At 73.0% G+C, this 25,208-nt stretch carries 29 protein-coding genes; 12 read left to right on the forward strand and 17 right to left on the reverse strand.

Annotated elements, in window-relative coordinates; all coding sequences use genetic code 11:
* Window positions 1-124: 124 nt before the first annotated feature.
* From AC2YHB_RS12075 to AC2YHB_RS12095, 5 genes are all read right to left on the reverse strand, one after another.
* Entirely contained in the window at window positions 125-781 is a 657-nt protein-coding gene (locus tag AC2YHB_RS12075) for a DUF305 domain-containing protein (protein ID WP_487354013.1), read from the reverse strand.
* A gap of 83 nt (window positions 782-864) precedes the next feature.
* Window positions 865-1,248, reverse strand: a complete 384-nt coding sequence (locus AC2YHB_RS12080) for a DUF6153 family protein (protein ID WP_487354014.1) — start codon at window positions 1,246-1,248, stop codon at window positions 865-867.
* Window positions 1,249-1,276: 28 nt separating this feature from the next.
* Window positions 1,277-2,845, reverse strand: coding sequence for an acyl-CoA synthetase (locus AC2YHB_RS12085; protein ID WP_487354015.1), 1,569 nt, complete (start codon window positions 2,843-2,845; stop codon window positions 1,277-1,279).
* Window positions 2,846-2,852: 7 nt separating this feature from the next.
* Window positions 2,853-3,983 (reverse strand): DUF5938 domain-containing protein, encoded by a 1,131-nt coding sequence (locus tag AC2YHB_RS12090; protein WP_487354016.1) that lies wholly within the window; start codon window positions 3,981-3,983, stop codon window positions 2,853-2,855.
* A gap of 13 nt (window positions 3,984-3,996) precedes the next feature.
* The gene (locus AC2YHB_RS12095) at window positions 3,997-4,785 is read right to left on the reverse strand and encodes an SDR family NAD(P)-dependent oxidoreductase (RefSeq protein WP_036544050.1); all 789 of its coding nucleotides are present in this window, start codon (window positions 4,783-4,785) and stop codon (window positions 3,997-3,999) included.
* Window positions 4,786-4,960: 175 nt separating this feature from the next.
* Between AC2YHB_RS12095 and AC2YHB_RS12100 the strand changes: the two genes are divergently transcribed.
* The 3 genes from AC2YHB_RS12100 (at window position 4,961) to AC2YHB_RS12110 (ending at window position 8,961) form a co-directional block, all read left to right on the forward strand.
* On the forward strand, window positions 4,961-5,575 hold the full coding sequence (locus AC2YHB_RS12100; RefSeq protein WP_036544052.1) for a TetR/AcrR family transcriptional regulator: 615 nt from the start codon (window positions 4,961-4,963) through the stop codon (window positions 5,573-5,575).
* Window positions 5,576-5,659: 84 nt separating this feature from the next.
* Complete coding sequence (locus tag AC2YHB_RS12105) at window positions 5,660-6,376, forward strand: response regulator (RefSeq protein WP_487354017.1); 717 nt, start codon at window positions 5,660-5,662, stop codon at window positions 6,374-6,376.
* Complete coding sequence (locus AC2YHB_RS12110; protein WP_487354018.1) at window positions 6,373-8,961, forward strand: DUF4153 domain-containing protein; 2,589 nt, start codon at window positions 6,373-6,375, stop codon at window positions 8,959-8,961. Before AC2YHB_RS12105 ends, AC2YHB_RS12110 begins: the two co-directional genes overlap by 4 nt.
* Window positions 8,962-9,158: 197 nt before the next feature.
* Here the strand turns inward: AC2YHB_RS12110 and AC2YHB_RS12115 are convergent, their stop codons facing one another.
* From AC2YHB_RS12115 to AC2YHB_RS12125, 3 genes are read right to left on the reverse strand one after another with little or no spacing between them, the layout of a single operon-like run.
* A complete protein-coding gene (locus AC2YHB_RS12115) occupies window positions 9,159-9,947 on the reverse strand; it encodes a hypothetical protein (RefSeq protein WP_487354019.1) in 789 nt (262 codons plus the stop codon).
* A 17-nt stretch (window positions 9,948-9,964) separates the two neighbouring features.
* Window positions 9,965-10,471, reverse strand: coding sequence for a GGDEF domain-containing protein (locus AC2YHB_RS12120; protein ID WP_036544060.1), 507 nt, complete (start codon window positions 10,469-10,471; stop codon window positions 9,965-9,967).
* A complete protein-coding gene (locus AC2YHB_RS12125; RefSeq protein ID WP_487354020.1) occupies window positions 10,468-12,627 on the reverse strand; it encodes a putative bifunctional diguanylate cyclase/phosphodiesterase in 2,160 nt (719 codons plus the stop codon). The genes AC2YHB_RS12120 and AC2YHB_RS12125 overlap by 4 nt, the downstream gene beginning before the upstream one ends.
* Before the next feature lie 206 nt (window positions 12,628-12,833).
* Here AC2YHB_RS12125 and AC2YHB_RS12130 point away from each other — a divergent pair, with 206 nt between their 5' ends.
* Window positions 12,834-13,211, forward strand: a complete 378-nt coding sequence (locus tag AC2YHB_RS12130; protein ID WP_487354021.1) for an ArsR/SmtB family transcription factor — start codon at window positions 12,834-12,836, stop codon at window positions 13,209-13,211.
* The gene (locus AC2YHB_RS12135; RefSeq protein WP_487354022.1) at window positions 13,211-14,134 is read left to right on the forward strand and encodes a cation diffusion facilitator family transporter; all 924 of its coding nucleotides are present in this window, start codon (window positions 13,211-13,213) and stop codon (window positions 14,132-14,134) included. The genes AC2YHB_RS12130 and AC2YHB_RS12135 overlap by 1 nt, the downstream gene beginning before the upstream one ends.
* A 12-nt stretch (window positions 14,135-14,146) precedes the next feature.
* Here the strand turns inward: AC2YHB_RS12135 and leuE are convergent, their stop codons facing one another.
* Window positions 14,147-14,803 carry a leucine efflux protein LeuE gene (gene leuE / locus AC2YHB_RS12140; RefSeq protein ID WP_036544065.1) on the reverse strand — a complete coding sequence of 219 codons (657 nt, stop codon included), beginning with the start codon at window positions 14,801-14,803 and terminating at the stop codon, window positions 14,147-14,149.
* A 35-nt stretch (window positions 14,804-14,838) separates the two neighbouring features.
* Here leuE and AC2YHB_RS12145 point away from each other — a divergent pair, with 35 nt between their 5' ends.
* Window positions 14,839-15,486, forward strand: a complete 648-nt coding sequence (locus AC2YHB_RS12145) for a dihydrofolate reductase family protein (RefSeq protein WP_487354023.1) — start codon at window positions 14,839-14,841, stop codon at window positions 15,484-15,486.
* A 3-nt stretch (window positions 15,487-15,489) separates the two neighbouring features.
* Here the strand turns inward: AC2YHB_RS12145 and AC2YHB_RS12150 are convergent, their stop codons facing one another.
* A complete protein-coding gene (locus AC2YHB_RS12150; protein ID WP_036544069.1) occupies window positions 15,490-15,873 on the reverse strand; it encodes a VOC family protein in 384 nt (127 codons plus the stop codon).
* Window positions 15,874-15,964: 91 nt separating this feature from the next.
* Here AC2YHB_RS12150 and AC2YHB_RS12155 point away from each other — a divergent pair, with 91 nt between their 5' ends.
* Entirely contained in the window at window positions 15,965-16,186 is a 222-nt protein-coding gene (locus AC2YHB_RS12155; protein WP_207007551.1) for a hypothetical protein, read from the forward strand.
* Here the strand turns inward: AC2YHB_RS12155 and AC2YHB_RS12160 are convergent.
* From AC2YHB_RS12160 to AC2YHB_RS12170, 3 genes are read right to left on the reverse strand one after another with little or no spacing between them, the layout of a single operon-like run.
* A complete protein-coding gene (locus AC2YHB_RS12160) occupies window positions 16,173-16,631 on the reverse strand; it encodes a GNAT family N-acetyltransferase (RefSeq protein ID WP_487354024.1) in 459 nt (152 codons plus the stop codon). The genes AC2YHB_RS12155 and AC2YHB_RS12160 overlap by 14 nt on opposite strands.
* An 11-nt stretch (window positions 16,632-16,642) precedes the next feature.
* The gene (locus tag AC2YHB_RS12165) at window positions 16,643-17,110 is read right to left on the reverse strand and encodes a GNAT family N-acetyltransferase (protein WP_487354025.1); all 468 of its coding nucleotides are present in this window, start codon (window positions 17,108-17,110) and stop codon (window positions 16,643-16,645) included.
* On the reverse strand, window positions 17,107-17,715 hold the full coding sequence (locus AC2YHB_RS12170; RefSeq protein WP_036544078.1) for a TetR/AcrR family transcriptional regulator: 609 nt from the start codon (window positions 17,713-17,715) through the stop codon (window positions 17,107-17,109). Before AC2YHB_RS12170 ends, AC2YHB_RS12165 begins: the two co-directional genes overlap by 4 nt.
* 63 nt (window positions 17,716-17,778) lie before the next feature.
* Here AC2YHB_RS12170 and AC2YHB_RS12175 point away from each other — a divergent pair, with 63 nt between their 5' ends.
* Complete coding sequence (locus tag AC2YHB_RS12175; protein ID WP_487354026.1) at window positions 17,779-18,837, forward strand: oxygenase MpaB family protein; 1,059 nt, start codon at window positions 17,779-17,781, stop codon at window positions 18,835-18,837.
* 83 nt (window positions 18,838-18,920) lie between these two features.
* A complete protein-coding gene (locus tag AC2YHB_RS12180; protein WP_036544082.1) occupies window positions 18,921-19,232 on the forward strand; it encodes a hypothetical protein in 312 nt (103 codons plus the stop codon).
* A gap of 9 nt (window positions 19,233-19,241) precedes the next feature.
* On the opposite strand, the gene AC2YHB_RS12185 is transcribed toward AC2YHB_RS12180, so the two are convergent.
* From AC2YHB_RS12185 to AC2YHB_RS12200, 4 genes are all read right to left on the reverse strand, one after another.
* Window positions 19,242-19,877 (reverse strand): pentapeptide repeat-containing protein, encoded by a 636-nt coding sequence (locus AC2YHB_RS12185; RefSeq protein ID WP_487354027.1) that lies wholly within the window; start codon window positions 19,875-19,877, stop codon window positions 19,242-19,244.
* Window positions 19,878-19,978: 101 nt separating this feature from the next.
* A complete protein-coding gene (locus AC2YHB_RS12190) occupies window positions 19,979-20,458 on the reverse strand; it encodes a nucleoside deaminase (RefSeq protein ID WP_207007544.1) in 480 nt (159 codons plus the stop codon).
* Between the two features lie 4 nt (window positions 20,459-20,462).
* The gene (locus tag AC2YHB_RS12195; protein ID WP_036544087.1) at window positions 20,463-21,098 is read right to left on the reverse strand and encodes a response regulator; all 636 of its coding nucleotides are present in this window, start codon (window positions 21,096-21,098) and stop codon (window positions 20,463-20,465) included.
* Window positions 21,095-22,324: a sensor histidine kinase gene (locus AC2YHB_RS12200; protein WP_487354028.1), complete on the reverse strand. Its 1,230-nt coding sequence runs from the start codon at window positions 22,322-22,324 to the stop codon at window positions 21,095-21,097. The genes AC2YHB_RS12195 and AC2YHB_RS12200 overlap by 4 nt, the downstream gene beginning before the upstream one ends.
* A gap of 275 nt (window positions 22,325-22,599) precedes the next feature.
* On the opposite strand from AC2YHB_RS12200, the gene AC2YHB_RS12205 reads away from it, so the two are divergent.
* The 3 genes from AC2YHB_RS12205 to AC2YHB_RS12215 all read left to right on the forward strand — a co-directional run bounded on the left by AC2YHB_RS12205 (window position 22,600) and on the right by AC2YHB_RS12215 (window position 25,202).
* Complete coding sequence (locus tag AC2YHB_RS12205) at window positions 22,600-23,580, forward strand: SMP-30/gluconolactonase/LRE family protein (protein WP_487354029.1); 981 nt, start codon at window positions 22,600-22,602, stop codon at window positions 23,578-23,580.
* Complete coding sequence (locus AC2YHB_RS12210; RefSeq protein WP_179648499.1) at window positions 23,577-24,836, forward strand: ankyrin repeat domain-containing protein; 1,260 nt, start codon at window positions 23,577-23,579, stop codon at window positions 24,834-24,836. Before AC2YHB_RS12205 ends, AC2YHB_RS12210 begins: the two co-directional genes overlap by 4 nt.
* A gap of 69 nt (window positions 24,837-24,905) precedes the next feature.
* Entirely contained in the window at window positions 24,906-25,202 is a 297-nt protein-coding gene (locus AC2YHB_RS12215; RefSeq protein WP_179648498.1) for a DUF1905 domain-containing protein, read from the forward strand.
* Window positions 25,203-25,208 lie beyond the last annotated feature (6 nt).

Consider the following 25,208-nt stretch of genomic DNA (forward strand, 5'->3'; position numbering starts at 1 on the left):
TCAGCGTGCGTGCATCGCAAGGCGCCGGCGCGAAGCCATACCGGGTCGTCTCGCGAGCGTCGGCAACGCCGCGAGGTGCGTGCGATGGGTGCGCGAGGCGTTCAAGAACTTCCGAGGCGCGACACTAGCCTCGCCCGAGGAGGTCCTCCATCGTCGCGATCTCCGCGCGCTGGGCCTCGGTGATCGCGCCGGCGAGGTCGACGGCGTCCGGGAAGTGGCCGTCGTCCTGCTCGGTCTCGGCCATCTCGATCGCGCCCTCGTGGTGCTCGACCATCATCGTCATCCAGAGCTCGGGGAAGTCCGCGTCGGAGGCCTGCGCGAGCTCGGTCATCTCCTCGGCCGACATCATCCCGGGCATCTCGTCGCCGTGGTCCATGTCGCTCATGTCGTCCATGTCGTCGCCGTGGCCGCCGTTGACGTGGTCCATCGAGGTCTCGGGGATCTCCTCGCCCCAGTCGGTCAGCCAGGTCACCATCGTCTCCACCTCCGCGACCTGCGTGGTGTGGACGCCGTCGACCAGGGTGCGCAGCTCGTCCGGCAGCGGCCGGTCGGCGGCGAGGTTCGCCATCTGCACGGCCTGCGCGTGGTGCGGGATCATCGCGGTCGCGAAGTCCACGTCGGCCTGGTTGAACTCGTCGCCGTTGCGGGCGGTCTGGACGGCGCTCGCGTCGGAGCCGTGGCCGTCGTGGCCGCCGTCGTCGGAGCCGCAGGCCGTGAGGGCCAGGGCGAGGGCCGTCGCGGTGAGCGCGGCGGCGGTACGTCGAAGGGTGCTGTCGTTCATCGGTCTCTCTTCCGGGTGCTCTCGTGCTGGTGGGCAGGCGTGGGCCGCCGGACGACGGACGTCGCCCGGGTGGCACCCGTCGCTCAGCAGCGCTGGACGGAGAGACCGAACAGGTCGGGTGGGTCGCGGAAGCGGGCGCGCGGGGCGAGCGCGCGCCAGCGGGTCGTCGTACCGCGGGACGGGCGGAGGATCACGCCCCCGCGCGTGAGCGCCACGACCAGCACGAAGGCCAGGCCCAGCAGGGCCAGGCAGAGCTCGGCGGCGCCGTGCGAGGCCGGGATGCCCGGCTCGGGCTCGTGGTGCCCGCCGTGGTCCGTCGCCGCCGTGGCGGCGGCCGCGATGGGCGCCGACGGCATCTGGTGGTCGGCCAGCCCGTGCATCGCGAACAGCCCGGCCAGCGCGGCGACCGTCACCAGGAGACGGGCGCCGAGGCCGGGGAGGCGACTCGGGAGCGAGGGGGACGACATCGCTCCCGAGTCTAGGTGGGGTCCTCTCCTAGGCCCCCGCGCCGGCCAGCTGTGCCTTCACCTCCGTCTTCAGCACCTTGCCGACCTTCGACCGCGGCAGGTCCGGCCAGACCTCGACCTGCTTCGGCGTCTTCACGCTCCCGATCCGATCCTTGACGAACGCCTGCACCTCGCCGACCTCGACGGACTGGCCGGGCCGCAGCTGCAGCACGGCGGTGAGGCGCTCGCCCCACTTCTCGTCGGGCAGGCCGACGACCGCGCAGTCCGCGACGGCGGGGTGCGCCATCAGGGCCTGCTCGACCTCGGTGGAGTAGACGTTGAACCCGCCGGTGATCACCATGTCCTTCGCGCGGTCGACGATGTGGAGGAAGCCCTCCTCGTCGAGGAACCCGATGTCACCGGTGTGGTGCCAGCCGTGCGCCGACGCCTCGGCCGTCGCCTCCGGGTTCCTGTAGTAGCCGCGCATCACCAGCGAGCTGCGCACGACGATCTCGCCGCGCTCGCCCTGGGGCAGGGCGCGGCCGTCGCCGTCCATGATGGAGACCGTCACCAGCGGTGCAGGACGCCCCGCCGATGACAGCCGTTCGTGGGCGATGCTCCCGTCGGCGCGGAAGTGGTCCGCCGGCGCCATCGTGGAGATCATCATCGGTGCCTCGGTCTGGCCGAAGAGCTGTGCCATCACCGGACCGATGCGGGTGAGCGCCTCCTCCAGCCGCTTCGCCGACATGGGCGCGGCGCCGTACCAGAAGCACTGGAGGCTGCTCAGGTCCGTGCTCTCCAGGTCCGGGTGGTCGAGCACCATGTAGATCAGCGTCGGTGGCAGGAAGGTGTGCGTCACCCGGTGCTCCGCCACGTTGGCCAGGAAGCCCGCCACGTCCGGCTGCCGCATGACGACGATCGAGCCGCCCTGGGTCAGCACGGGGAAGCAGAGCACGCCCGCCGCGTGGGTGAGCGGCGCCAGGGCGAGGTACGTCGGCCGCGCCGGCCGGTCGGGCCACGGGTAGCCGATGAGGGTCAGCGCCGTCATCGTCTCGATGTTGGTGCCGGTGAGCATCACGCCCTTGGGCCGGCCGGTGGTGCCGCCGGTGCCGACGATGAGGGCGAGGTCGTCCTCGGCCCGGGGGTCTCGTGACGGTTGCTGCGCAACCTCCTCGACCACCGGGGTGGCCAGGAACTCCTCCCAGCCCAGCGCCCAGTCCACGTCGGCGTCGAGGCAGACCAGCGTGGTGACCTTCGGCAGGTCGCCGCGGATCCGGTCCACCAGGTCGGCGTACGCGGCCTTGAAGATCAGCACCGAGCAGTCGAAGAGGTCGAGCAGCTCGCGGTTCTCGTCGGCCTCATTGCGCGGGTTGATCGGGCACCAGACGGCGCCGGCCCGGCTGATCCCGAAGACGCAGGTGAAGGCCACCGGGTCGTTCGAGGACAGGATGGCGACCTTGTCGCCGGGCCGGACGCCCCGCCCTGCGAGGGCGGACGCGACCTGTCCGGCGAGGTCCCGCACCTCGTCGTACGTCCACGTCCGCCCGTCGCAGACCAGGCAAGGCGCGTCGCCCCCCAGCGACGCCCCCTTGTCCAGGTAGTCGACCAGTCTGGTCATGTCGGGCTCAGCCCTCCACGGTGAGGACCGGCTCGGAGACCAGGCCGAACGCCCGCAGCTGGCCCAGCAGCTCGCGGTGGCCGAAGGCCTTGCAGCCCGAGGCGAACCCGACCCGCAGCGGCGGCTGCTGCAGGAGCGAGTACGCCGCGTAGGCCTGCAGGAGCCCGGTCTGCTTGTAGTTCTGGTTGCCGTGGATGACGCAGTGCGCGCGGCCGAGCGGGCCCGAGGCGTGCACGGAGTCGAGCGACTTGTTGAGCCGGGGGTTCTCGCGCGGCGGCATCTGGTTCATCACCTGCGCCGCGGTGGCGGTGAGGGCCTGGTCGCGCTCCTCCTCGTTCATGTCCTTGGTCGCCTCGAGCGCGCCCGCCACGATCTGCGGGACGCCGTTCATCAGCGCCGCGTTGAAGACGCCGCCCTGTGCCTTGCAGTTCGCGACCCGCGGGTCCTTGCGGTACCAGACCGGGTGGGACGTGCCGCCCCACGGCAGCGACAGCGCCAGCTCGTGCTGCCCCGGTACGACGAGCGAGACGAGGCCCTGCGTGGGGTCGAACTCGACGTACTGGTTCTGCTGCAGGTAGTGGGCCCTCGACGTCGCGGCGTTGACCAGGATGGTCTGCGTGGAGGCGATCGTGGGGGATCCTCCCCAGAACACGGCGATGTCGAGGGTGTCCAGGCCCGGCTTCTCCAGGCACAGCTCCGCGGCGATCTCGCCGGTCGTGTACATCTGCGCGATGCCGGGGGAGAGGAGGAGGCCGGCGGCGGCGAAGTCGGCGCCGTACTTCTCGTCGCAGGTGATCAGCCAGTCCTGCTCACCGGTGGTGTCGAGGTAGTGGGTGCCGGCGGCGAGGCAGGCCTCGACCACCTCGGGTCCGTACTTGCTGAACGGGCCGACCGTGTTGCACACGACCGACGCGCCACGGAAGAGCTCGGTGAGCGCCTCGACGCTGTGGTCGACCTGGACGATCTCGTAGTCCGCGGTCTCGATGCCGGGGACGTGGGCCTCCATCGAGGCCTTGAGCTTGCCCTCGTCGCGGCCGGCGGCCACGAAGGGGACGCCGAACTCGCGGAGGTACTCGCAGATGAGGCGGCCGGTGTAGCCGGAGGCGCCGTAGACGATGACGGGCTTGCTGTTGCTCATGGGTGGGTCTCCTTCACATTCCCATGCCGCCGTCGACCGACAGGTCGACGCCGTTGATGAACTTCGAGCGGTCGGAGGCGAGGAAGACGACGGCCTCGGCGATGTCCTCCTCGGTGGCCAGCCCGCCCGACGGCGTGAGCTCGACGACCTGGCCGACGGCGGCCTCGGCCGACTCGAAGAGGCCCATGGCGGTGAGCTCGTTGGCCAGGCCCGCGCCCATCTCGTTGGGGATCAGGCCGGGGGCGACGCAGTTGACCCGGACGCCGAGGCCGAGCTTGCCGGCCTCCATCGCGGCGATCCGGGTGATCCGGTCGACGGCGGACTTGGAGGCGGAGTACTGCGACAGGGCCGGGAAGGCGATGTGGGCCGCGACCGAGGCGACGTTGATGACCGAGCCGCCGTTGCCCGCGGCGCCGCCGGGGCCCATGGTCCGGAAGGCGTGCTTGATGCCGAGGGAGGTGCCGACGACGTTGACGTCGAAGATCCGGCGCGCGACGTCGGGGTCCAGGTTGATGAAGAGGCTGGCGATCTCGATGCCGGCGTTGTTGACGAGGATGTCGAGCCCGCCGACCTCGCTGACCGCCTGGGCGACCGCGGCCTCCCACGACGCGTCGTCGGTGACGTCCAGGTGGACGAAGGTGCCGCCGATGGACTCGGCCACCTCCTTGCCCTTCTCGTCCTGCAGGTCGGCGACCACGACGGTCGCGCCCGCGGCGGTGAGGTACTCGGCGAACTTCTTGCCCAGGCCCTGGGCGCCGCCGGTGACGAGCGCCTTGCGGCCGGCGAGTTCGAGGTCAGTCATGGGGTGCGACTCCTTCGTCGGTGGGTGTCCCGTGGTGTCCCGTGGGTGTCAGGGGGTGACGTGGGCCACACAACTCCTTCTCCTTGACAGTCGTCAAGACTTTTCTGGACAAACGTCAAGATTTTTGTTTGTCACCCGGTCACAAAGGGCCGCCGAGCCGGTAGCCTCGGGCCCCATGACGACTGCCACGGCTCGTCGTACGCCTGCTGACAAGCACGACGAGCGCCGCCGCGCACTGGCCGACTCCGCCCTGCGGACCCTCGGCGAGCTCGGCTACGCCCGCGCCAGCCTGCGCGAGATCGCGAACAACTCGGAGTTCTCCCACGGCGTCGTCCACTACTACTTCCACGACAAGCTCGAGCTGATCGTCTACTGCGTGCGGCAGTACAAGGCCACCTGCGTGCACCGCTACGACGGCGTGGTGGCCGACGCCACCACGGCCGACGAGCTGGTCACCGGCTTCGCCGACAAGCTCGTCGAGACGATCGTCGAGGAAGCGCCGATGCACCGGCTCTGGTACGACCTGCGCTCGCAGAGCATGTTCGAGGAGTCCCTGCGCGAGGCCGTGCTGCAGATCGACAAGACCCTCGAGGACATGATCTGGCGGGTCGTGAGCACCTACGCCGAGCTCGCCGGGCGCGAGCCCGCGATGCTGCCGTCGGTGGCCTACGGGCTGCTGGACGGCCTCTTCCAGCAGGCGCTGCTGGCCTACCTCTGCGGGCGCGAGGGCGTGCTCGACGAGCTGCGCGCCCAGGTCGTGGAGCTGATGCCGGTGCTGCTCGCCGGCTGAGTCCGGCGCGCCCCCGGGCGATCTGCACAGAACCTCCACACGTCGTCCCCACAACCCGGCGGCCGGCGCTCGTAGCCTCGAACCATGAGCAACGGGCCCCTCGCCGGCGCACGCCGCCGCCTCCTCGTGGTCGAGGACGACCCGGTCATCAACCAGGCCGTGTCCGACCGCTTCGTCGCCGAGGGGTACGACGTCGTGCGCGCCTGGGACGGACCGGGCGCGGTCGCGGCGTGCGCGGAGCACCGCCCCGACGCGGTCGTCCTCGACGTGATGCTGCCCGGCTTCGACGGCCACGAGGTCTGCCGGCGGATCCAGGCCGACCGGCCGGTCCCCGTGCTGATGCTGACGGCGCGCGCCGAGGAGTCCGACCTGCTCGTCGGGCTCGGCGTCGGCGCGGACGACTACCTGGTCAAGCCGTTCCGGATGCGCGAGCTGGTCGCCCGGGTCTCCGCGCTGCTGCGCCGTGTCGACCGGGCCGCGGCGCTCGCGCGCGGCGAGGTGCTGCAGGTCGGCGACCTGCGGGTCGACGTCCCGGCCCGGCGGGTCTGGCGGGGTGAGACCGAGGTGCACCTGACGCCGACCGAGCTCGACCTGCTGGTCTGCCTCGCCGCCGCCCCCGGTGCCGTGGTGACCCGCGAGAAGCTGCTCGCCGAGGTGTGGGGGTGGGACGGCGCGACCGGTACCCGCACGGTCGACAGCCACGTGAAGGGGCTGCGCGCGAAGGTCGGCCCGGGCGTCGTACGCACGGCCCACGGCGTGGGCTACGCGCTCGAGACGGACGCGCCGGGGACCACACCGTGAGCAGCGAGCCCCTGGCGCGGGTCACCTCGCTGAAGGTCAAGCTCGGCCTGCTGGTGGCCATCAGCTCGACGGTCGCGGCGGTCGTCGCCTCCCTGGGCAACGCGGGAGGAGTGCCGGTCTGGCTGGGTATCCCGGTCACCATCGGGCTCGCGCTCGCGCTGACCCAGCTGCTCGCGGTGGGGATGACCTCGCCGCTGCGCCAGATGACGCGCGCCGCCCGGCAGATGGCGCGGGGAGACTACGACGTCCGGATCGCCGAGACGTCGCGCGACGAGGTCGGCCAGCTCGCCCGCGCCTTCAACACGATGGCGCGCGACCTCGCCGGGGTGGACCGGCAGCGCCGTGAGCTGGTCGCCAACGTCAGCCACGAGCTGCGCACCCCGCTCGCCGGCCTGCGGGCCGTGCTGGAGAACGTCGTCGACGGGGTCGCGCCGCAGGACCCCGCGGCCCTCGGGACGGCGCTCGCCCAGGCCGAGCGGATGAGCGGGCTCGTCGACGACCTGCTCGACCTGGCGCGGGTCGACGCCGGCAAGGCGCCGCTCTCTCCGCGGCCGGTGGCCGTGGCCGGGCTGATCGACGCCGCGGTCGCGGAGGCCCGCACGTCGGGGCGCGACGTCCGGTACGACGTCCGCGTCGACCCCCAGGCGCTGGTGGTCACCGCCGACCCCGCCCGGCTGCACCAGCTGGTCGCCAACCTCCTCGACAACGCCTCCCGGCACAGCCCGGCCGGCGGCACGGTCGCCGTCGAGGTGACCCGCCGCGGTGACCGCTACCTGGTGGAGGTCCGCGACGCGGGGCCGGGCGTCGACCCGGCCGACCGCGAGCGGGTCTTCGAGCCCTTCGGCACCCTCGGCGACACGTCCGGCGGGGGTGGGACCGGCCTCGGCCTGGCCATCGCCCGCTGGGTGAGCGAGCTGCACGGCGGTGCCATCGGCTTCGCCGATCCCGGCCCGGGAGCCGGGGGAGCACGGGTCGTCGTCGACCTGCCCCTCGAGCCCTCGCCCCGTCCTTCGTCCCGTCCCCCCACCTCCGAACGCAGCCAGGAGCAGGCCGTGCCCGCACCCCCGCCCGTCGTCCCCGCACCCGTCCCCACACCCGTCCCCGCCCCGGCGGCCCCCCCGCCGCCGGTCGCCGACGACCTGCTCGTCGGCTTCTGGCCCGACGACGTGCCCGCCCGGGTCGGCCTCCTGGCCGGGGCCCTCGGCGTCGGGGTGCTGGGCGGGATGCTGCTGCCCGACCGTGCCCTCGGCCTGGGCACCTTCCTCGTCCTCCTCGCCGCGGGCGGCGTCGTACTGGCCGCGAGCTGGGACCGGCGCGACCCGTTCACCCTGGCGTGCGCCGGCCTGTGCGTCCTGCTCGCCGGTACGACGCTGCTGCGCGACGCGGAGTGGATCGTGGTGCCCTGCCTGCTGGCCGGTGCGGCGCTGTGCGTGTGCGGCGTGACGCGCGGCCGCACCCTCGGCGGCTTCCTCGTCGCCGGGCTGATGTGGCCGCTCGCCGGCCTGCGCGGCCTGCCGTGGCTGGGCCGCACCCTGACCGCGCTCCCCGGCCTGGGCCACGGCATGGCGATGGTGCGCACGGCGCTCTGGTCGCTCGGCGGCCTGGTCGTCTTCGGTGCGCTCTTCGCCTCGGCCGACGCGCTCGTGGCGGAGTGGTTCGACGCGGTCGTCCCCGACCTGGCCCGCGAGACCTTCGCGCTGCGGGCGTTCGTCTCCGTCGCGGTCGCGGGCACGGTCCTCGCGGCGGCGTACCTCGCGCTCAACCCGCCGCGCGTCGACGGCGAGGGCTCCCGCACCAGTGCGGTGGCGCGCCGCTACGAGTGGCTCGTCCCGGTCGGCTTCGTCGTCGGGGTGTTCGCGGTCTTCCTCGCGGCGCAGGCGACCGTGGCCTTCGGCGGGCACGACTACCTCCGTCGTACGACGGGACTCACCTATGCGGAGTACGTCCACGAGGGCTTCGCCCAGCTGACCATCGCGACGGCGCTGACGCTGCTCGTCATCTGGGCGGCCGGGCGCAAGGCGTCGCGCGAGACCGCGTCCGACCGGCTCTGGCTGCGGGTCGCCCTCGGCGTGCTGTGCGTCGAGACGCTGGTGGTCGTGGCGTCGGCGCTGCACCGGATGCAGGTCTACCAGGAGGCCTACGGCTTCACCCGGCTGCGTCTGCTCGTCGACGTCTTCGAGGGCTGGCTCGGGCTGCTCGTGCTCGCGGTGCTGATGAGCGGTGTGGCGCTGCGCTCCGGCTGGCTGCCGCGCTTCGCCCTGGTCAGCGGGGCCGTCGCCCTCCTCGGCCTGGCCCTCGCCAACCCCGACGCGTGGATCGCCCGCCACAACCTCGACCGGTACGCCGAGACCGGTCGCGTGGACTGGACCTACCTCGCCGGGCTCTCCGACGACGCGGTCCCGGTGCTCACCGACCTCACCGGCGACGAGCGCCGCTGCGCGCTCGGCGGACGGGAGACCGGCGGGGACGACTGGCTGGAGTGGAACCTCGGCCGGTCCCGGGCCACGGGCGCGCTCGGCGACCACCCGGCCGGTCCGGCCGCGCCGGTCGGCGCCTGTGTCGAGGCCGGACCGTCGCGGGGGTGACCAGCGGCCGGCGCCCCTGCCCGTGGTGTCGCCGGGACGTCATACGAATCGAGCGCCATCACGCGCGCTTCGCATGACGTCCGCCGGCCGCCACGGAGGTGGGTCGCCGGACGTCATGCGAAGGGGCCGTCCGGGCGACCGCTTCGTATGACGTCCCGGACGTCACGCGGTCCCGCCGCCGCCGCTGCTCAGGCTCCTCAGGCGAACGACAGGCCCAGCTGGGCCAGCGCCGCCTCGAGCCGGTCGAGCGCGATCGGGCCGACACCGTGCAGGGCGGCGAGGTCGCGGCGGGTCCAGCCGCTGATCGCCTCGAGGGTGTGTACGTCGACGGCTCGCAGCGCCCGCGTCGCCGGCGCGCCGATGGTCCGCGGCAGCGGGTGGCCCTCGCGCCGGGGTGCCCGCTCGCGCGGCCCGTCCTCGTGGTCGAGGACGACCTCGCCCCGGGGCGAGAGCCGGTAGCCGATGGCGAGCGACTCTGTCAGCCCGCGCTCCTTGAGCTTGCGGACGTCGCGCTTGAACTCCGCGGTCGGGCGATCCAGCTCGGCGGCCAGCTCGGGTGCGCGGACCTCCGGGTTGCGGTCGATGATCCTCAGCGTCGTCCGCGTCCACGGTCCGATCGGCGACGCCGCGTCGAGCCGGTCGAGGCCGGCCAGGATGGTGCGGACCTCGTCGGCGTCGGGGAGCGCGTCGCGCAGGGTCTCGCGCGGGTCGGTGCCGGCGTAGCGCAGGCCGACCCGGAAGACCGGACGCTCGGCGCGCTGGGCGAGCGCGTCCTTGAGGGCGCCGAGCGAGGCGGCGCCCGCACGACGTGCGTCCTCGGCCCGCAGCGCCGACAGGGAGGTCTGCTCGACGCTGACCACCTCGACCAGGCCCACGGCCGTGCGCAGCCGGGTGCCGACCTTCACCCGCGGCCGGTCCCAACGGCGGAACGCGAGGTCGACCTCGCCCTTGCGGATCGCCTCGAGCTCCGCCGGTCGCATCAGCACGAGGCCCGAGACTAGCCCTACGGGAGGTGGAGCACGAAGAGCTCCCCGTCGGGCTCCTGGGCCGTGGCGAGCGCCTGGCGTGTCCGCTGCAGCATGGTGCCGGGGTCGTCGACCCGGGGACGCGCGATGGTGCCGCCCAGCCTGGCCAGCACGAAGAACTGCCGGAGGCGGATGACGACCGGAGGGCTGAGCTCGAAGAGGACGCGGTGGGCCAGCACCCTCAGGCCTTCCTCCCCCACCTCGCCCTGCAGGACGAGGGCGAACGTGGTCGGTCCGAGGCGGCCGACCGAGTCGACACCGCGCACGCACGAGCTGAGCCGCTCCCCGACCTCCTTGAGCACTCCGGCCAGGTCGGCGGCGTCGACCGGACCCTCGGGGTCCTCCACCGCCTCGATGTCGACGAGCACCAGGCCCACCTCGTGGCCGGTGCGCTCGGCACCCCGCAGCGCCATGCGGAGCCGGTCGATGAGCAGGGGCCTCCCCGGCAGGCCGGTCTCGGCGTCGTACAGGACAGCTTCGGTCACGTTCTTCCTTCGGCTCCGGCGGTCGATGGGTGAGCACTCAGGACCAGGCGGCTGGTCCGGTTCGCGACGTCGACGAGGGGAGCGCCCTCGCCGTAGTAGAAGCCCTGGGCCTCGTCGCAGCCGCGGGCACGGAGGTACTCCACCTGCTCGAGGGTCTCGACACCCTCGGCGGACACCCGCATCCCCAGCGCGTGGGACATGGCGAGGATGGCGTCGATGACGGCGGCGTCCGCGTGGGTCGCAGCGATGCGACGGACGAACTCGCGGTCGATCTTGAGCTTGTCGAGCGGGAAGCGGGTCAGGTAGGCAAGGCTCGAGTAGCCCTGGCCGAAGTCGTCGACGACGATCCGCGTGCCGATGCTCTTGAGCTCGTGGAGGACCAGCCGGACGTCGTTGTCGTCGTCCATCAGGGTTCCCTCGGTGATCTCGAGCTCGAGGGCCGCGGGGTCGAGGCCGGACTCCGACAGCGCCGCGTCCACCTCGTCGAGCCAGGTGCTGCGCGCGAACTGCCGGGGCGAGACGTTCACGGCCATCCGCAGCGGCAGCCCGAGCTCCTCGCGCAAGGTCACCGCGTCGCGGCACGCCTGCCGCAACACCTGCGCTCCGAGGTGCGCGATGAGGCCCGAGTCCTCTGCCACCGGGATGAACCGGTCGGGGGGTACGACGCCCAGTGCGGGCGAGGTCCAGCGGGCGAGCGCCTCGAAGCCGAGCAGCGCCCCCGTCGCGAGGTCCACCTGCGGCTGGTAGGCCACCGACAGCTCGCCGTCCCGGTCGAGCGCCTGCTGCAGCGCGGTGGACAGGACCAGCTTGTCGCTGCCGTCGGCGCCCATCGAGGCGTCGTACCAACGCAGGTTGTTGCGCCCGGCCGCCTTGGCGCGGTACATCGCGATGTCGGCGTGCTTCAGCATGTGGGCCGGGGTGCGGCCGTGGTCGGGGAAGACCGCGCAGCCGATGCTGGCGGTCGCCAGGACCTCGCGGTTGTCGACGCTCACCGACCCCGGGAGGGCGGCGGCCAGCCGCTCGACCCGGGCGCTGACCTCCTCGATGCGGGTCAGCCCGCAGATCACCACGACGAACTCGTCGCCTCCGAGCCGGGCGACGAGGTCGCGGTCCTGGACCGTACGCCGCAGGCGGTCGGCCAGCCCCAGCAGCAGGCGGTCGCCGACATGGTGGCCGAGGGAGTCGTTGACCCGTTTGAAGTGGTCGACGTCGAGGAGGAGCAGGGCGACGCGCTCCTGCTTGCGCTCGGCCTCCCGGATCGCGTCCTCGAGGTGGCGGGTCAGCGTGGCCCGGTTGGGCAGTCCGGTCAGGGAGTCGTGGCTCGCGAGGTACGCGACGCGCGCCCTGTCCTCGACCCGCTTGGTGATGTCGAAGCCGACGGCGAGGTAGCCGGTGAGGACGCCGTCGTCGTCGGTGACCGGGCTGATGACCTCGCCCACGGGGACCTCGGAGCCGTCGCGGCGGCGATAGGTGAGCTCCCGTTCCTCGCCGGTGGCCACGGCGGGCAGGTCGAGCACGCGGTCGCCGGGTTCCCGCTGGCCGGCGTAGAGGCGACTCAGCGGCGCCCCCACGAGCTCCGCCTCCGGATATCCCAGCAGCACCTCGGTCGCGGGGTTCGCGGCCAGGATGCGGCCCGCCAGGTCGGTGGCCACCACGCTGCAGGGCATGCTGGCGAGGATGGTGCGGCGCAGCGAGTCCCGGCCGATGGTCTCCAGCGCCGCCTGGGTCGCAAGGCGCTCGCTGATGTCGATCACGGAGGCGAGCACGAACGACTCGTCGCCGATCCGGATCGGGTTGAGGCCGATCTCGATCGGGACCTCCGTCCCGTCCCCCCGCAACCCGTAGAGGTCGCGTCCGGCACCCATGGGACGAGCGGCAGGGTTCGCGAGATAGCGCGTCCGGTAGGTGTGGTGGGCCGCCCGGGAGCGCCGCGGGATGAGGTCCTCGACCTCCATCTCCAGCAGCCGCGCCCGACCGATGCCGAACAGGTTCTCCGCCTGGGCGTTGACCAGCACGACATGGCCCGTCCGGTCCACCATGAGCATCGCGCTCGGCGTGGCCTCGAGGATCAGGCGCAGTCGCTGCGCCTCCTGCTCGGACGCACCCGAGGGCATGCCACCGGGCGGCGTGCCACCGCCGTCGACCCGCACCACCACTTGTCCCGCCTTGTCAGCGGAGGCGACCACCGGTCGCGTCCGCTCTCCCTCTCCACGGGGCCCCGCACTTGCCCGAGGTGGGCTCCTCCCTGCGTCGACCGTAGACGAGGATCCGCCGACCGGACGCGGGAAGTCGGAGAACTTTACGTTCCCGGCGGCCGGGCGCCGCCTTGACCGGCGTCGCCGAACGGTGATTACATCGCCGTATGGCGATGAATAAGGTGGAGGCCTCGTCCGAGGTGGAGGCGCTGGTCGCGGCGGCCTGCCTGCTGCACGGCCTCAGCGATCCCAACCGGCTCGCGATCCTGCAGCACCTCGCGCTGGGCGAGCACCGCGTCGTCGACCTGACCGACCACCTCGGGCTGGCGCAGTCCACGGTGTCCAAGCACCTCGCCTGCCTGCGCGACTGCGGCCTCGTCGTCTCCCGGCCCAGCGGACGGGCGTCGATGTTCTCCCTCGCCCATCCCGCGGCCACCGCGGACGTCCTGCGCGCGGCCGAGCGGCTGCTCGAGGCCACCGGCGAGGCCGTCGTCCTGTCGGCGAACTTCGGGCCCGCCGCCCTGCACGGCGACGAGGAGTGGTGATGGGCGTCGGTCACGGGCACGGCCACGCCGGCGGTACGACGACCGGGCACGCCGGCGGGCGCCACCGCTGGCGGCTCGCCATCTCCTTCGCGATGATCGCGGCCTTCTTCGTCGTCGAGCTCGTCGTCGGCATCGTCAGCGGCTCGCTCGCGCTGATCTCCGACGCGGGCCACATGGCGGCCGACGTCGTCGCGCTGGGGGCGGCGCTCGTCGCCACCAAGATCGCGACCCGGGAGGACAGCACCGGGCGTCGTACCTATGGGTCCTACCGGGCCGAGGTCTTCGCCTCCGGCCTGGCGGCCCTGATGATGCTCGGCGTCGCCGTCTACGTCGTGGTCGAGGCGGTCGGCCGAATGGGTGAGGACGTCGACGTCGAGACCGGCCCGATGCTCGTCGTCGGCCTGCTCGGCCTGCTCGTCAACGTCGCCGCGCTGCTGCTCCTGCGCGCGGGCGCGAAGGACTCGCTCAACGTCAAGGGCGCCTATCTCGAGGTCGTCGCCGACACCGCCGGGAGCGTCGGCGTCCTCGCCGCGGGCGGCCTGATCCTCGCGACCGGCAACGGCGTGTGGGACACGGTCGTCGCGTTCCTGATCGGCGGCTTCGTCGCGGTCCGGGCCGTGGTGCTCGGGCGCGAGGTGCTCGCCGTGCTCGGCCAGCACGTGCCGGCCGGCATGGAGATCGAGGCCGTGACCGCGTCCTTGGCGTCGGTGGACGGGGTGTGCGACGTCCACGACCTCCACGTCTGGACGCTCACCTCCGGGATGAACGTCGCCACGGCCCACCTCGTGCTGAGCGAGGGAGCCGACGCGACGGTCGCGCTGCGCGCCGGGCAGGCCGTGCTGCGCGAGCAGCACCAGATCGAGCACGCCACGCTGCAGGTGGAGGGCCACCGCTCGACGGCCTGCGACGAGGTCTCGTGGTGACCCGGCGCCCGCTCAGGCGTGCGCGAGCGAGAGCTTGACCGCGAAGCCCAGGAAGATCGCGCCGACCGCCGATGTGCCGGCCGCGGAGAGCGCCCGGCGGCGCCGGAAGGCGTCCGCGAGGCGGGTGCCGCCGAAGATCAGCGCCGACAGGTAGGCGACGCTCGCGACCTGCGCGAGCGTCCCGAGGGCGAGGAACGACAGCGCCGGCTTGTCGTAGGCGGGGTCGACGAACTGCACGAAGAAGGCGACGAAGAAGAGGATCGCCTTCGGGTTGAGCAGGCTGATGACCAGCGCGCGCCGGTAGGGGCGCTCGTTCGGCACCGGCGGCGGCGCCCCGTCCTTGACCGCCTGCACCGCCCGCGCGCGGGCCCGCCACATCAGCAGGGCGCCGCGCAGCATGGTGAAGGCGAGGTAGCCGAGATAGCCGGCGCCGACCCACTTCACGATCGAGAACGCCAGGTCGTTGGCCTGCAGCAGCGAGGCCACGCCCGCGGCGGAGAGGGTCATCAGCACGGCGTCGCCGGTCCACACACCGGCTGCCGCGCGGTAGCCGTCGCGGACCCCGCGCCGTGCGGCGACGGAGAGGACGTAGAGGGAGTTCGGGCCGGGCAGCAGGATGATCAGGATCAGGCCGACGAGGTACGTCGACAGGTCGGTGATGCCCAGCACGGCCCGATCCTCCCACGGTCCCGCGGACGGCCACGATGAGTTTTCGGGGCACCGGCGGTCAGTCCGGCATGGGCATCGTGACCGCTGACATCTCCACCACGATCGACGGCTTCGGGGCCGGCCCGGGCCAGCGCCTGGAGCGCCCCTTCGGCGACTTCGACGAGGGGCCGCTGCACGGGTGGATGTTCGACCACGGCGACGACAACCGGGCCGAGGTGGACGCGATCGTCGACGCGGGCGCCTTCGTGATGGGGCGCAACATGTTCAGCCCCGGCCGGGGTGCCTGGGACCTGGCCTGGCGCGGCTGGTGGGGCGAGGACCCGCCGTACCACGCGCCGGTCTTCGTGCTGACCCACCACGAGCGCGACCCGCTCCCGATGGAGGGCGGCACGACCTTCCACTTCGTCACCGAGGGCCTCGACGTCGCGCTGGACCGCGCGCGCGAGGCCGCCGGCGACCGCAACGTGGCGATCGCCGGCGGCGCCTCCACGATCAACGCCGTGATGGCGGCCGGCCAGCTCGACGAGCTGCGCTGGCACGTGGTGCCGCACGTGTCGGGCCTGTCCGCCGCGGACGGCCACGACGGCTCGCGGCTCTTCGACGGCGTGCCCCGGACCGGGCTGGTGCCGGCGTCCGTGCGGCACACGCCGCACGTCACGCACCTGACCTACCGCCGAGGCTGAGCCTCACTGCTCCTGCGGCGGGCACAGGCAGAACGGGTGGCCGTCGGGGTCGAGCATGACCCGCCAGGTCACCCCCTCCGGCTGGCTGTCGGCGACGGTCGCGCCGAGGGAGGTCGCGTGGGCGAGCGCCGTGTCGAGGTCGGGCACCCGGAAGTCGAGGTGGAACTGCTGCGGGTGCTCCTGGCCGGGCCACTGGGGCGCGGAGTAGCCCTCGACGGTCTGGAAGTTGAGCGTCGAGCCGAGGACGGAGGCCGAGGCGTAGCCGTACTCGGGGTAGACGCCGGTGACCTCGCCGCCGGTGAGGTCGGCGTAGAACTGCGCGAGCCGCGCCGCGTCGGAGGTGTCGATGCAGACGGACAGGAGCTCGGTGACGGGGGAGGTGGTCATGGGGCCACCCTGCCCGGGACCGCCGACATCGACGCCACGCAATTACTGCACAAGTGTAGTAATTGCGCTCGGACTCGCCTACCGTGACGTCATGACGGCAACGGAGAACGCGCTCGAGCAGCGGTCGTGGGTGCGCGACCTGATCATCGTCGGGGTCTGGCTCGCCCTGCCCTATCTCGTCGTCGGCGTCTTCTGGGCCGACGCCCACCGCCAGCACCTCAGCAAGCTGCACGGCCTCGACGCGACCGCGTCGTACGTCGGAGAGGTGATCGCCTGGCCGGTCCTGATCTTCGCCGACGTCAACCTGGAGTGACCGCCAGCTCCAGCTGTGGCAGCACGCGGCCGGGCCACGAGCCCGACGCCACCTCGCCGACCCGGACCGCGCCGTGCGCGAGGTAGAAGGCCTCCGCGTTCGGGTCGGCGTCGATCGCCAACCGGGTGAAGCCCAGGCCGCGGGCCCGGCCGACCAGGGCCGCGAGCAGCGCGCCGCCCACACCGCGCCCGATCGCGGCCGGCTCGACGAAGAGCATCCCGAGCTCGCCGGCGGGCGGGTCGCCCTCGAGGGTCCCGAACCCGGCCAGCGCGCCGTCGAGCTCGGCGACGAGGGTACGACGGTCCGCCAGCTCGTCCTCGCGGAGCGTGAGCTCGGCGCGGCAGGCGTCGAGGAAGGCGGCGTCGTAGCCCCAGTGGGCCTTCGACCGCAGGGCCAGCGCCGACAGCGCGGCTGCCTCGCCGGCAGACGCGGTGCGGATCTCCATCGGGGGCGCCGTCACAGCTCGCGCAGGTAGCAGAGCATCCGGTGGTCCGTGCCGGGCTCGATGTTGACGAAGCCGTGGCGCTCGTAGAAGCGCCGGGTGTCCACGTCGACCTCGTCGACGTTGATGTGCACCTCGATCGCGTCCCTGGCGAGCACCTCGTCGACCGCCCGGGTGAGGATCGCCGTGCCGATGCCCCCGTCGCGGAGGTCGGGTACGACGTACAGCTCCTCCAGCTGGGCGAGCGGCCCGTCGCCGTACGGGGTCGGCCGGAGCGTGAGGTAGCCGAAGCCGGTGGCGGCCTCGCCGTCCTCGGCCAGCACGACGAGCACGTCCTCACGGGCCAGCAGGGCGGTGAAGCGGCGGGCGAGCTCGCCGGCCGACGGCGTCGGCGCCTCGAACTCGGAGTTGAAGTCGAACAGCAGCCGGCCCACCACGCCGGCGTCGGCGGGGGCGGCCAGGCGGACGGTGCGACCGGTCACGGCGTCCATGATGCCGCGAGCGCCCTGGCGGCCGCGGTGAGCCGAGCGGCGTCGTACTCCTCCGGGTCGTCGAGGACGAGGCGGCCGAAGTGCTCCAGCAGGGCGATGATCCCGTGCGCCATCACCGGGGCGTCGACCTTCGGGCCCAGGACGCCGGTGACCAGGCCCTCGATGATGGTGCGGACCTGCTGGCGGTCGGCCTCGATGCGGGCGCGGACGACCTCGGGGACGTTGGCCGGCGACTGCAGGATCGCCCGCCAGGTCACCGGGTCGTCGAGGAGCATCTGGTGCAGCCGCGGCCCGGAGAGGTCGACGACGGCGACCGCGTCGGTGGCGGTCTCGGTCGGGAGCGCGGCGAAGAGCTGGGTGATCGCGCGCTGCTGCTGGCGGTCCAGGAGCGCGGTGAGGAGCGGGCCGAGGCCGTCGAAGGCGCCGTAGACGACCGGCCGGGTGACCCCGGCCTCCTTGGCGATCGCGTCGATCGAGACGCCGTCGTACCCGTCGCGGTCGATGACGCGCAGCGCCGCGTCGAGGAGCTGAGTACGACGCTCCTCGATCGGCATGCGGGCGGCGTACGGGCGCCGCTTCCGGGTCTGCTGGGTCACGTCCCCACCCTAGGTCGTCCTGGGGTCTTCCAATTACTACACAACTGTAGCAATATGGCCGCCATGGCGATGCCCAAGCGCTCCGAGATCACCCCTGCCGAGGACTACGGCTTCTTCGGACCCGACTCCGTCGCGTGGCGGGTCTGGGGCTACCCGACCTCACTGACGATCGGCTTCAGCCGCGCCGTCGTCGTCGAGGAGCTCGACCCCAACCTGGTCGCGTCGGTGGACCGGACCCAGGACATCTACCGGCGCCCCAAGACCCGCTACGACCGGACGATCCGCTACTTCGCGCTCGTCGCCTTCGGCGACAGCCGCACCACCTCGCGGGCCGCCGACGTGCTCGTGAAGGTGCACAGCAAGGCGATCGGCACCGAGCCCTACGGCGGCGGGCAGTACGACGCCAACGACCCCGACTCGCAGCTGTGGATCCTGGTCACCGGCTGGCACTCGGTGCTCAAGGCCTACGAGATGTACGGCCCCGGCCGGCTCACCGCCGCCGAGGAGGCGCAGTACTGGGCCGAGTGCGCGGTAGCCGCCGAGCTGCAGACCTGCGACCCCGCCGACGTCCCGCGCAACCGGGCCGAGCTGCACGCCTACTACGAGCGGATGCGGCCGGTGATGTCCGGCTCACCGATCGCGCAGCGGGCGATGAAGCACCTGATGGACGTCGACCAGCTCGTTCGCGTGCCGTGGGTCCTGCGGCCCGGCCAGTGGGTGGTCGGGAGGTTCTTCCGGGCCGGCGTGATCGCGACCCTGCCGCGCTGGATGCGGGAGATGGGCGACCTGCACCAGTCGCGCGCCGTCGACCTCGCCGTGCTGCCGGTCCTCAAGGTCACCTTCGCGCTGCTCACCTTCAGCAAGCGGCTGCAGCTGCGGATCCTCGGGCTGCTCTCGCCCAGCACGGTCCCGGTCGTCGCGCCGGTCTTCCTCGGGGTCCCGCCCACCAACCGCGAGGTCCTCACGCCGGAGCAGGCACGTGAGCGCTACGGCTACGACAGGCCGGCCGAGGCGCACCTGGCCTGGCGGGCCAAGCAGCACGACAAGGTCTTCGGGAAGGGCGAGGCGCCGAGTGATGCCGGCCTGATCGAATCCGAGAGCGTCCTGGGCCGACTGGCGTGAAGTTCCACCGCCTCGGGGGTGCGGCCTGACAAGGTGTGCCTCCGACACCGATCGACACCGTCGTCGTACCGAAGGAGAAAACCGTGGGCCTGAACCCCGTCGCCGACGTCCTCAAGCGCGCCGACAAGGTGCTGAAGAACGCCGAGGTCGCGCTGACCAATGTCGACACCACGCTCGGCACGGTCGGCGGGACGCTGAGCACCGTCGAGGGCACCCTGACCAATGTGGACGGCAAGCTCACGACCGTCGACGCCACGCTCGCCGAGACGCGTGACGTGCTCGGCCAGGTGCAGACCCTGCTCGGCGACCTCAACGACAAGCTGGTGCTGCTCGACGAGGTGCCGGACCTGAAGGCGAAGCTCGACAAGGTCCTCGCAGCGGTCGAGAAGGGCTGAGCCCGCCCGTCACGGGTCGAGCGGCGCGTCCTCCTCGACCTTCAGGCCCAGCGCCCGCACCAGCGCGACGGCCTGGTCCAGGTCGACGACCGCCTTGCGGAGCTGGTGGGCGACCGGGTCGACGGCGCTCAGGTCGGACCCGCGCAGGTCCGCGCCGGAGAGGTCGGCCTGGTGCAGCCAGGCTCCGGCGAGGTCGACGTGGTGGAGCGTGGCGTCGTTGAGCCGCGCGCCGGTGAGGTCCGCCTCGCGCAGGTCGACCCGGCGGAAGACGGTACGACGGAGGTCGGCGCCCGGCAGGCCGACCAGGTGCCAGCTGCCGCCCACGACCTCGAACGACCCGAACCGGCACCGGTCGAACATCGAGCCCACCAGCTTGCAGCCCTCGAAGCGCGCCCCGAAGAAGGACGACTTCGTGAAGGTGCAGTTGAGGAAGCCGGAGTCGGTGAACCGGGTCGCGTTGAGGTCGCAGTCGCGGAAGGTGCACTCGTCGAAGGTCGCGCCGGCCGCGGTCACCTCGGTCAGGTCGACGTCGACGAAGGCGACCCGGGTGAAGGTGCGACCGGACAGGTCCTCGCCGTCCCAGCGCTCGTTGACGACCTCGGAGTCGGTGGGTGGCGTGGGCGTCGCGCCCCGTCGATCGGCCATGGCGCGAGTATGGCGGCCACGTCCGATCCTGCTGCCCGTCGTACCGGACTCAATGGCTGGCTTCTGCCCGAGATCACGACCACTGGGTCCGGTACGACGGATCAGCGGCGGTGGTAGCGCTCGTGCAGCGCACGCACCGCGCCGGCGAACTCCTCGGCCGGGCCGTCGACGGGGATGCCCGGGGCCACCTCGGTGATCCGCAGCGGGGTGACCGGGCCGCCCGGGACGTCGAGCTCCTCCAGCCAGCCGAGCAGCTGCGGGGTCGAGGTCGCGAAGACGATCCGGCCCAGGCCGGCCCACGCGTGCGCGGCCGAGCACATCGCGCAGTGCTCGCCGGAGGTGTAGACGGTCAGGGCCGGCCGGTCCGCGACGGGCACGTTGGCCGCCGCCCACAGGGCGATCGCGAGCTCGGGGTGGCGGGTGCCGTCGCCGCCGCTGACGCGGTTGTGGTCCTCGAAGAGCACGAGGCCGTCCCTGTCGACCAGCACGGAGCCGAACGGCTCGTCGCCGATGTCGACGGCGTGGGACGCGAGCTCCACGCAGCGCGCCAGGTGTCGTCGGTCGTCGTCGTTGATGGGCATGTCCTCAACCTCCCACGGGTCGGATGATGCGTTGCTCGATCGCGGCCGCGACCGCGCCGGCCCGGGTGTCGACCCCGAGCTTGGTGTAGATGTGCGACAGGTGGGACTTCACCGTCGCCTCGGAGACGAACAGCTCGCGCGCCATCTCCTTGTTGCCCAGGCCGCGCGACAGCAGCTCGAGCACCTCGACCTCGCGCTCGGTGATCGTGGTCGCGCCGGGCGTCGTACGCCGCACCAGCGTGGCCGCGACCGACGGGGCCAGCACGGTCTCGCCGCGCGCGGTGGCGCGGATTCCGGCGAACAGCTCGTCCGGCGGGGCGTCCTTGAGCAGGTAGCCCCGCGCGCCGGCCTCCAGCGCCCGCAGGATGTCGGACTCGGTGTCGTAGGTCGTCAGCACCAGCACCTCGGGTGGCTCCGGCAGTGCCCGGACCGCAGCGGTCACCTGCGCGCCGCCCGCCTCACCTGCCCCCAGGCTCAGGTCCATGAGTACGACGTCCGGCCGGTCCGCCGCGACCACGGCGAGGGCCGCGTCGAGCCCGTCGGCCTCACCGACCACGGAGAGGTCCTCCTGGCCGTCGACGAGCGCCCGCAGCCCGGCCCGGACCACGGGGTGGTCGTCGACCAGCACGATCCGGATCACGGTCCCTCCTCTGGCTGGGCTCGCAGCGGGAAGCTGACCGAGACGGTCGTGCCCTCCCCGGGAGCACTCTCCACCTCGGTGCGCCCGCCGAGCCCCGCGGCGCGCTCACGGATGCCGGCGAGCCCGCGGCCACGGGTGCCGGACGGGCGCACCAGCGCCGGGTCGAAGCCGCGTCCGTCGTCGCGGACGTCGAGGACCACCTCGTCCAGCTGGTAGGTCAGCGTGAGCGCGACCCGGCCGGCGGCGGCGTGCTCGCGGACGTTGGCGAGGGCGCCGCGGGCGGTGCGCACCAGGGCGGCGGCGACGTCGGGTGGCACCGGGACCGGGGTGCCGTGCACGCGGACGGCGACGTCGAGGCCGGCCGTCGCGAGCGTCGACTCGGCGGCGGCGCGCTCGAGTGCCGCGGCCAGGGCAGCGGTGTCGGCGTCGTCGGTGAGCTCCGCGGGGGCCAGGTCGCGCACCACGCGGCGTACCTCGTCGAGGCCGTCGCGGGCGGTGGCGGCGGCGGTGCGGACGTGCCCGCGCGCGGTCTCCGGCTGCGCGGACCACGCCTGCTCGGCGGCCTGCAGGAGCAGGTTGATGCTGGAGAGGCCCTGCCCGACGGAGTCGTGGATCTCGCGCGAGAGGCGGGTCCGCTCGGCGAGGGCACCGGTGCGGTGCTGCTCCTCGGCGAGCTCGGCCTGCGCCTCGACGAGCTGGTCGACGAGGGCCTGCCGGGCACGGGTCTCGAGGTCCAGGGCGCGGTAGGCGAGGACGGTGACGAGGGCGACGCCGATCGGGCCGGCGACCTGCACCGGGTCGAAGCCGTCGGTGATGCGTCGCCAGGCGGCGGTCAGCAGCACGGTCATCGCGACCACGCAGCCCACCGCCCACGCGAACGGCAGCACCTGCAGCACGGCGAACGCGACCGGCACCGCGCACCACGCGAAGGACGGCGCGACCGCGGTCAGCGCTCCCCACAGCACGACCATGCCGGTCACCCACACGGTCGGCCACCAGGTCGTGCCTCGCACCAGCCCGCGGGTCGCGTAGGCCAGGCCGAGCACGAGGGCCCCGGCCAGCACGGCGAAGCCCCGGGCGTCGAGGCCGTGGCGCTCGGCGTACCGGACGGCGCAGGTCACGAGCAGCACCACGAGCACGGCGAGCAGCCAGCGGTCCAGCCGCACGGCCGGGGCGAGGATGCCGTGCTCACCCGGACGGCGCGCGACGGAGCTGAGGACAGACATGACCTCCTCACCCTAGTGTCGCGCCTCGGAAGTTCTTGAGCGCTTCGCGCACCCATCGCACGCACCTCGCGGCGTTGCCGACGCTCGCGAGACGACCCGGTATGGCTTCGCGCCGGCGCCTTGCGATGCACGCACGCTGAGCACGCCAACCGACCAACAACTTCCGACGCACGACACTAGGGATGCGGGGTGGCCGGCGGCATCATCCAATTGGCTATCGAGGGCTACCCACCTGCCCGACGTGCCGGACGGCCCGACCGGCGCAAGGTGGAGCCATGAAGCGCAACCACCTCATCCCCAGCTCCCTGCTCCTCGCCACCGCCGCCACCACGCTCGGCCTCGCCGCGACCGCCACCCCCGCGTCCGCCGACGAGGGCGGCCGCCCGGCGTCGTACCTCCTGCAGGGCGACGCCGCCAGCCCGGTCGGCTCGAAGTTCGAGGGCATCGGCGCCGACGAGCGTCGCGGCCTGTTCTACGTCAGCGAGGTCACCGGCGGCGAGATCCACCGCGGCTCGGTGCAGTCCGCGCAGACCGAGGAGTGGTTGGAGGGCGACGGCACCGACGGCCGCTTCACCGCCCGCGGCATCACCGTGGACCACGAGGGCAATGTGTACGTCGCCGGCGGCCCCAACGGCATCGGCACCGGTCGCCCCGACCTCTGGGTCTACGACAAGGAGGGCGCCCTGCTCGCCGCGCTCCGCGTGCCCGGCACCGCCGACGCCTTCCTCAACGACGTGGCGATCGGCCGCGACGGGGCGGCGTACTTCACCAACTCCAACGACCCGCAGGTCTTCCGCGTCGCCGAGGGCGAGGACGGCTGGGAGGCGACCCTGTGGGCCGACGCCACCGGCACCATCACCCGCTCGGCCGGCTTCAACCTGGGCGGCATCGTGCTCTCCGCCGACCGCAGCGCGTTCGTCGTCGCGCAGGGCAATGTCGGCCGGATGTGGCGCTTCGACTCCCGCACCGGCGAGGCCAGCGAGATCGCGACCGACACCGACCTGGTCAACGCCGACGGCCTGGTCCGCCGGGGCAACCGGCTCACCGTCGTACGCAACTTCAGCCGGATGGTCGCCACGCTGCGGGTCTCCGCCGACGGCAGCCGCCTGGTCACCCTCGGCCAGGAGCCCTCGTCGGCCGACCGCGTGCTGACCACGGCGAAGACGCTGCGCGGCCGGATCCTGTACGTCGACAGCAACTTCGACGAGGCCGTCGCGTCGGGCCCGTACGAGGTCGTCACGGACCCGACGCGATGAACCGCGCCGTCCTGGCCGCCCTCCCGCTCGCGCTCCTCCTGGGCGCCTGCGGGGGTGGCGGCGAGCGGCCGGTGGTCGAGGAGGTTGCGCAGCAACCGTCACGAGACCCCGGCACGGCCCGGGCGGAGGCGGCCGGCACGACCCCCGGGCTCACGACGGAGCAGCAGGCCGCGCTCGACCAGCAGCTGCGTGACGCCGCGTGGGCGAACGACGTGGGGACCGCCCGCCGGCTGGTCCGGCAGGGCGCCGACGTCAACGCCAAGGACAGCACCGAGCAGTCCGCCTACCTGGTCGCGACCAGCGAGGGCCACCTCGAGCTGCTGCGGCTCGCGCTGCGCCACGGGGCGAAGGTGGACGACAAGGACAGCTGGAACGGCACCGGCCTGATCCGCGCCGCCGAGCGCGGCCACGGCCTGGTGGTCGGCGAGCTGCTGCGCGCTGGCATCCAGCGCGACCACGTCAACCGGATCGGCTACCAGGCCATCCACGAGGCGGTCTGGCTCGGCGAGGACACGCCGGCCTACGCCACCACGCTGCGCGTCCTCGCCGCCGGCGGCGTCCAGCTCGACAAGGTCTCGCCGTCGGCCGGCCTGACCCCGCTGCAGATGGCCCGCGAGCGCGGGTACGACGGACTGGAGAGGATCCTGAGGACCGTGACCACCGCCGACGCCCCCGCCGACCCCGACGGCGCGCTGCTGCGGGCCGCCGAGCGCGGCGACGCCGATGCCGTGGCGGTCGCCCTGCGCGCCGGAGCCGACATCGAGGCCCGCGACGCCCGTCGTCGTACGGCGCTGCTGCTGGCCAGCACCTTCGACCGCGTCGCCGTCGCGGAGCTGCTCGTCGCGATGGGCGCGGACCCGGACGCCCTCGACGACCGCCACGACACCCCGTGGCTGGTGACCGGTGTGACCGGCAGCGTCGCGATGCTCGAGGCGCTGCTCCCGGCCCACCCCGACCTGACGATCAGGAACCGCTACGGCGGCCTGTCGCCCATCCCCGCCGGCGAGCGCGGCCACGTCGACTACATCCGCCGCGTCGTCCGGACCGACGTCGACATCGACCACGTCAACGACCTCGGCTGGACCGCGATGCTGGAGGCGATCATCCTCGGCGACGGCAGCGACGACTACGTCGAGATCGTCCGGATCCTGCTCGCCGCCGGGGCCGACCGCACCATCGGGGACCAGGACGGGGTCACGCCGCTGCAGCACGCAGAGCGGCGCGGGTACGACGACATCGCCGCCCTGCTGCGCTGACCGGTGCGCTCGCCGGTGCGCTGACCGGTGTGCCGACCGGTTGTCGCCGGGGGGTGCTTCCCTCGTGCCGTGGACCTGACCTTCACCGGCACCGTCGTCGAGTGGCGCGGCCCGGCGCCGTACTGGTTCCTGGCCGTGCCCGAGGACGACAGCGACGACATCAAGGAGGCCGCGCGCGGGCTGGAGTACTGGGGCCAGGTCGCGGTCGAGATGCGGATCGGCGACACCGACTTCACCACCGCGCTCTTCCCCAAGGACGGTCGCTACCTGGTGCCGCTCAAGGTGGCCGTACGACGCCAGGCCGGACTCGAGGGCATCGAGCCCGGGCAGGAGCTCACCGCGTCGCTGCGGATCGCGGGCCGGTGAGGGGGC

Source organism: Nocardioides sp. SRI_004 (assembly GCF_057586415.1).

Coding starts and splice junctions, on each gene's coding strand:
- AC2YHB_RS12160 (WP_487354024.1), bottom strand. CDS start 16,631: ATGGAGATCCGCACCGCGTCTGCCGGCGAGGCAGCCGCGCTGTCGGCG.
- AC2YHB_RS12175 (WP_487354026.1), top strand. CDS start 17,779: ATGGCGATGCCCAAGCGCTCCGAGATCACCCCTGCCGAGGACTACGGC.
- AC2YHB_RS12135 (WP_487354022.1), top strand. CDS start 13,211: ATGGGCGTCGGTCACGGGCACGGCCACGCCGGCGGTACGACGACCGGG.
- AC2YHB_RS12145 (WP_487354023.1), top strand. CDS start 14,839: ATGAGTTTTCGGGGCACCGGCGGTCAGTCCGGCATGGGCATCGTGACC.
- AC2YHB_RS12105 (WP_487354017.1), top strand. CDS start 5,660: ATGAGCAACGGGCCCCTCGCCGGCGCACGCCGCCGCCTCCTCGTGGTC.
- AC2YHB_RS12080 (WP_487354014.1), bottom strand. CDS start 1,248: ATGTCGTCCCCCTCGCTCCCGAGTCGCCTCCCCGGCCTCGGCGCCCGT.
- AC2YHB_RS12205 (WP_487354029.1), top strand. CDS start 22,600: ATGAAGCGCAACCACCTCATCCCCAGCTCCCTGCTCCTCGCCACCGCC.
- AC2YHB_RS12090 (WP_487354016.1), bottom strand. CDS start 3,983: ATGAGCAACAGCAAGCCCGTCATCGTCTACGGCGCCTCCGGCTACACC.
- AC2YHB_RS12085 (WP_487354015.1), bottom strand. CDS start 2,845: ATGACCAGACTGGTCGACTACCTGGACAAGGGGGCGTCGCTGGGGGGC.
- AC2YHB_RS12100 (WP_036544052.1), top strand. CDS start 4,961: ATGACGACTGCCACGGCTCGTCGTACGCCTGCTGACAAGCACGACGAG.
- AC2YHB_RS12075 (WP_487354013.1), bottom strand. CDS start 781: ATGAACGACAGCACCCTTCGACGTACCGCCGCCGCGCTCACCGCGACG.
- AC2YHB_RS12155 (WP_207007551.1), top strand. CDS start 15,965: ATGACGGCAACGGAGAACGCGCTCGAGCAGCGGTCGTGGGTGCGCGAC.
- AC2YHB_RS12185 (WP_487354027.1), bottom strand. CDS start 19,877: ATGGCCGATCGACGGGGCGCGACGCCCACGCCACCCACCGACTCCGAG.
- AC2YHB_RS12210 (WP_179648499.1), top strand. CDS start 23,577: ATGAACCGCGCCGTCCTGGCCGCCCTCCCGCTCGCGCTCCTCCTGGGC.
- AC2YHB_RS12130 (WP_487354021.1), top strand. CDS start 12,834: ATGGCGATGAATAAGGTGGAGGCCTCGTCCGAGGTGGAGGCGCTGGTC.
- AC2YHB_RS12150 (WP_036544069.1), bottom strand. CDS start 15,873: ATGACCACCTCCCCCGTCACCGAGCTCCTGTCCGTCTGCATCGACACC.
- AC2YHB_RS12190 (WP_207007544.1), bottom strand. CDS start 20,458: ATGCCCATCAACGACGACGACCGACGACACCTGGCGCGCTGCGTGGAG.
- AC2YHB_RS12200 (WP_487354028.1), bottom strand. CDS start 22,324: ATGTCTGTCCTCAGCTCCGTCGCGCGCCGTCCGGGTGAGCACGGCATC.
- AC2YHB_RS12095 (WP_036544050.1), bottom strand. CDS start 4,785: ATGACTGACCTCGAACTCGCCGGCCGCAAGGCGCTCGTCACCGGCGGC.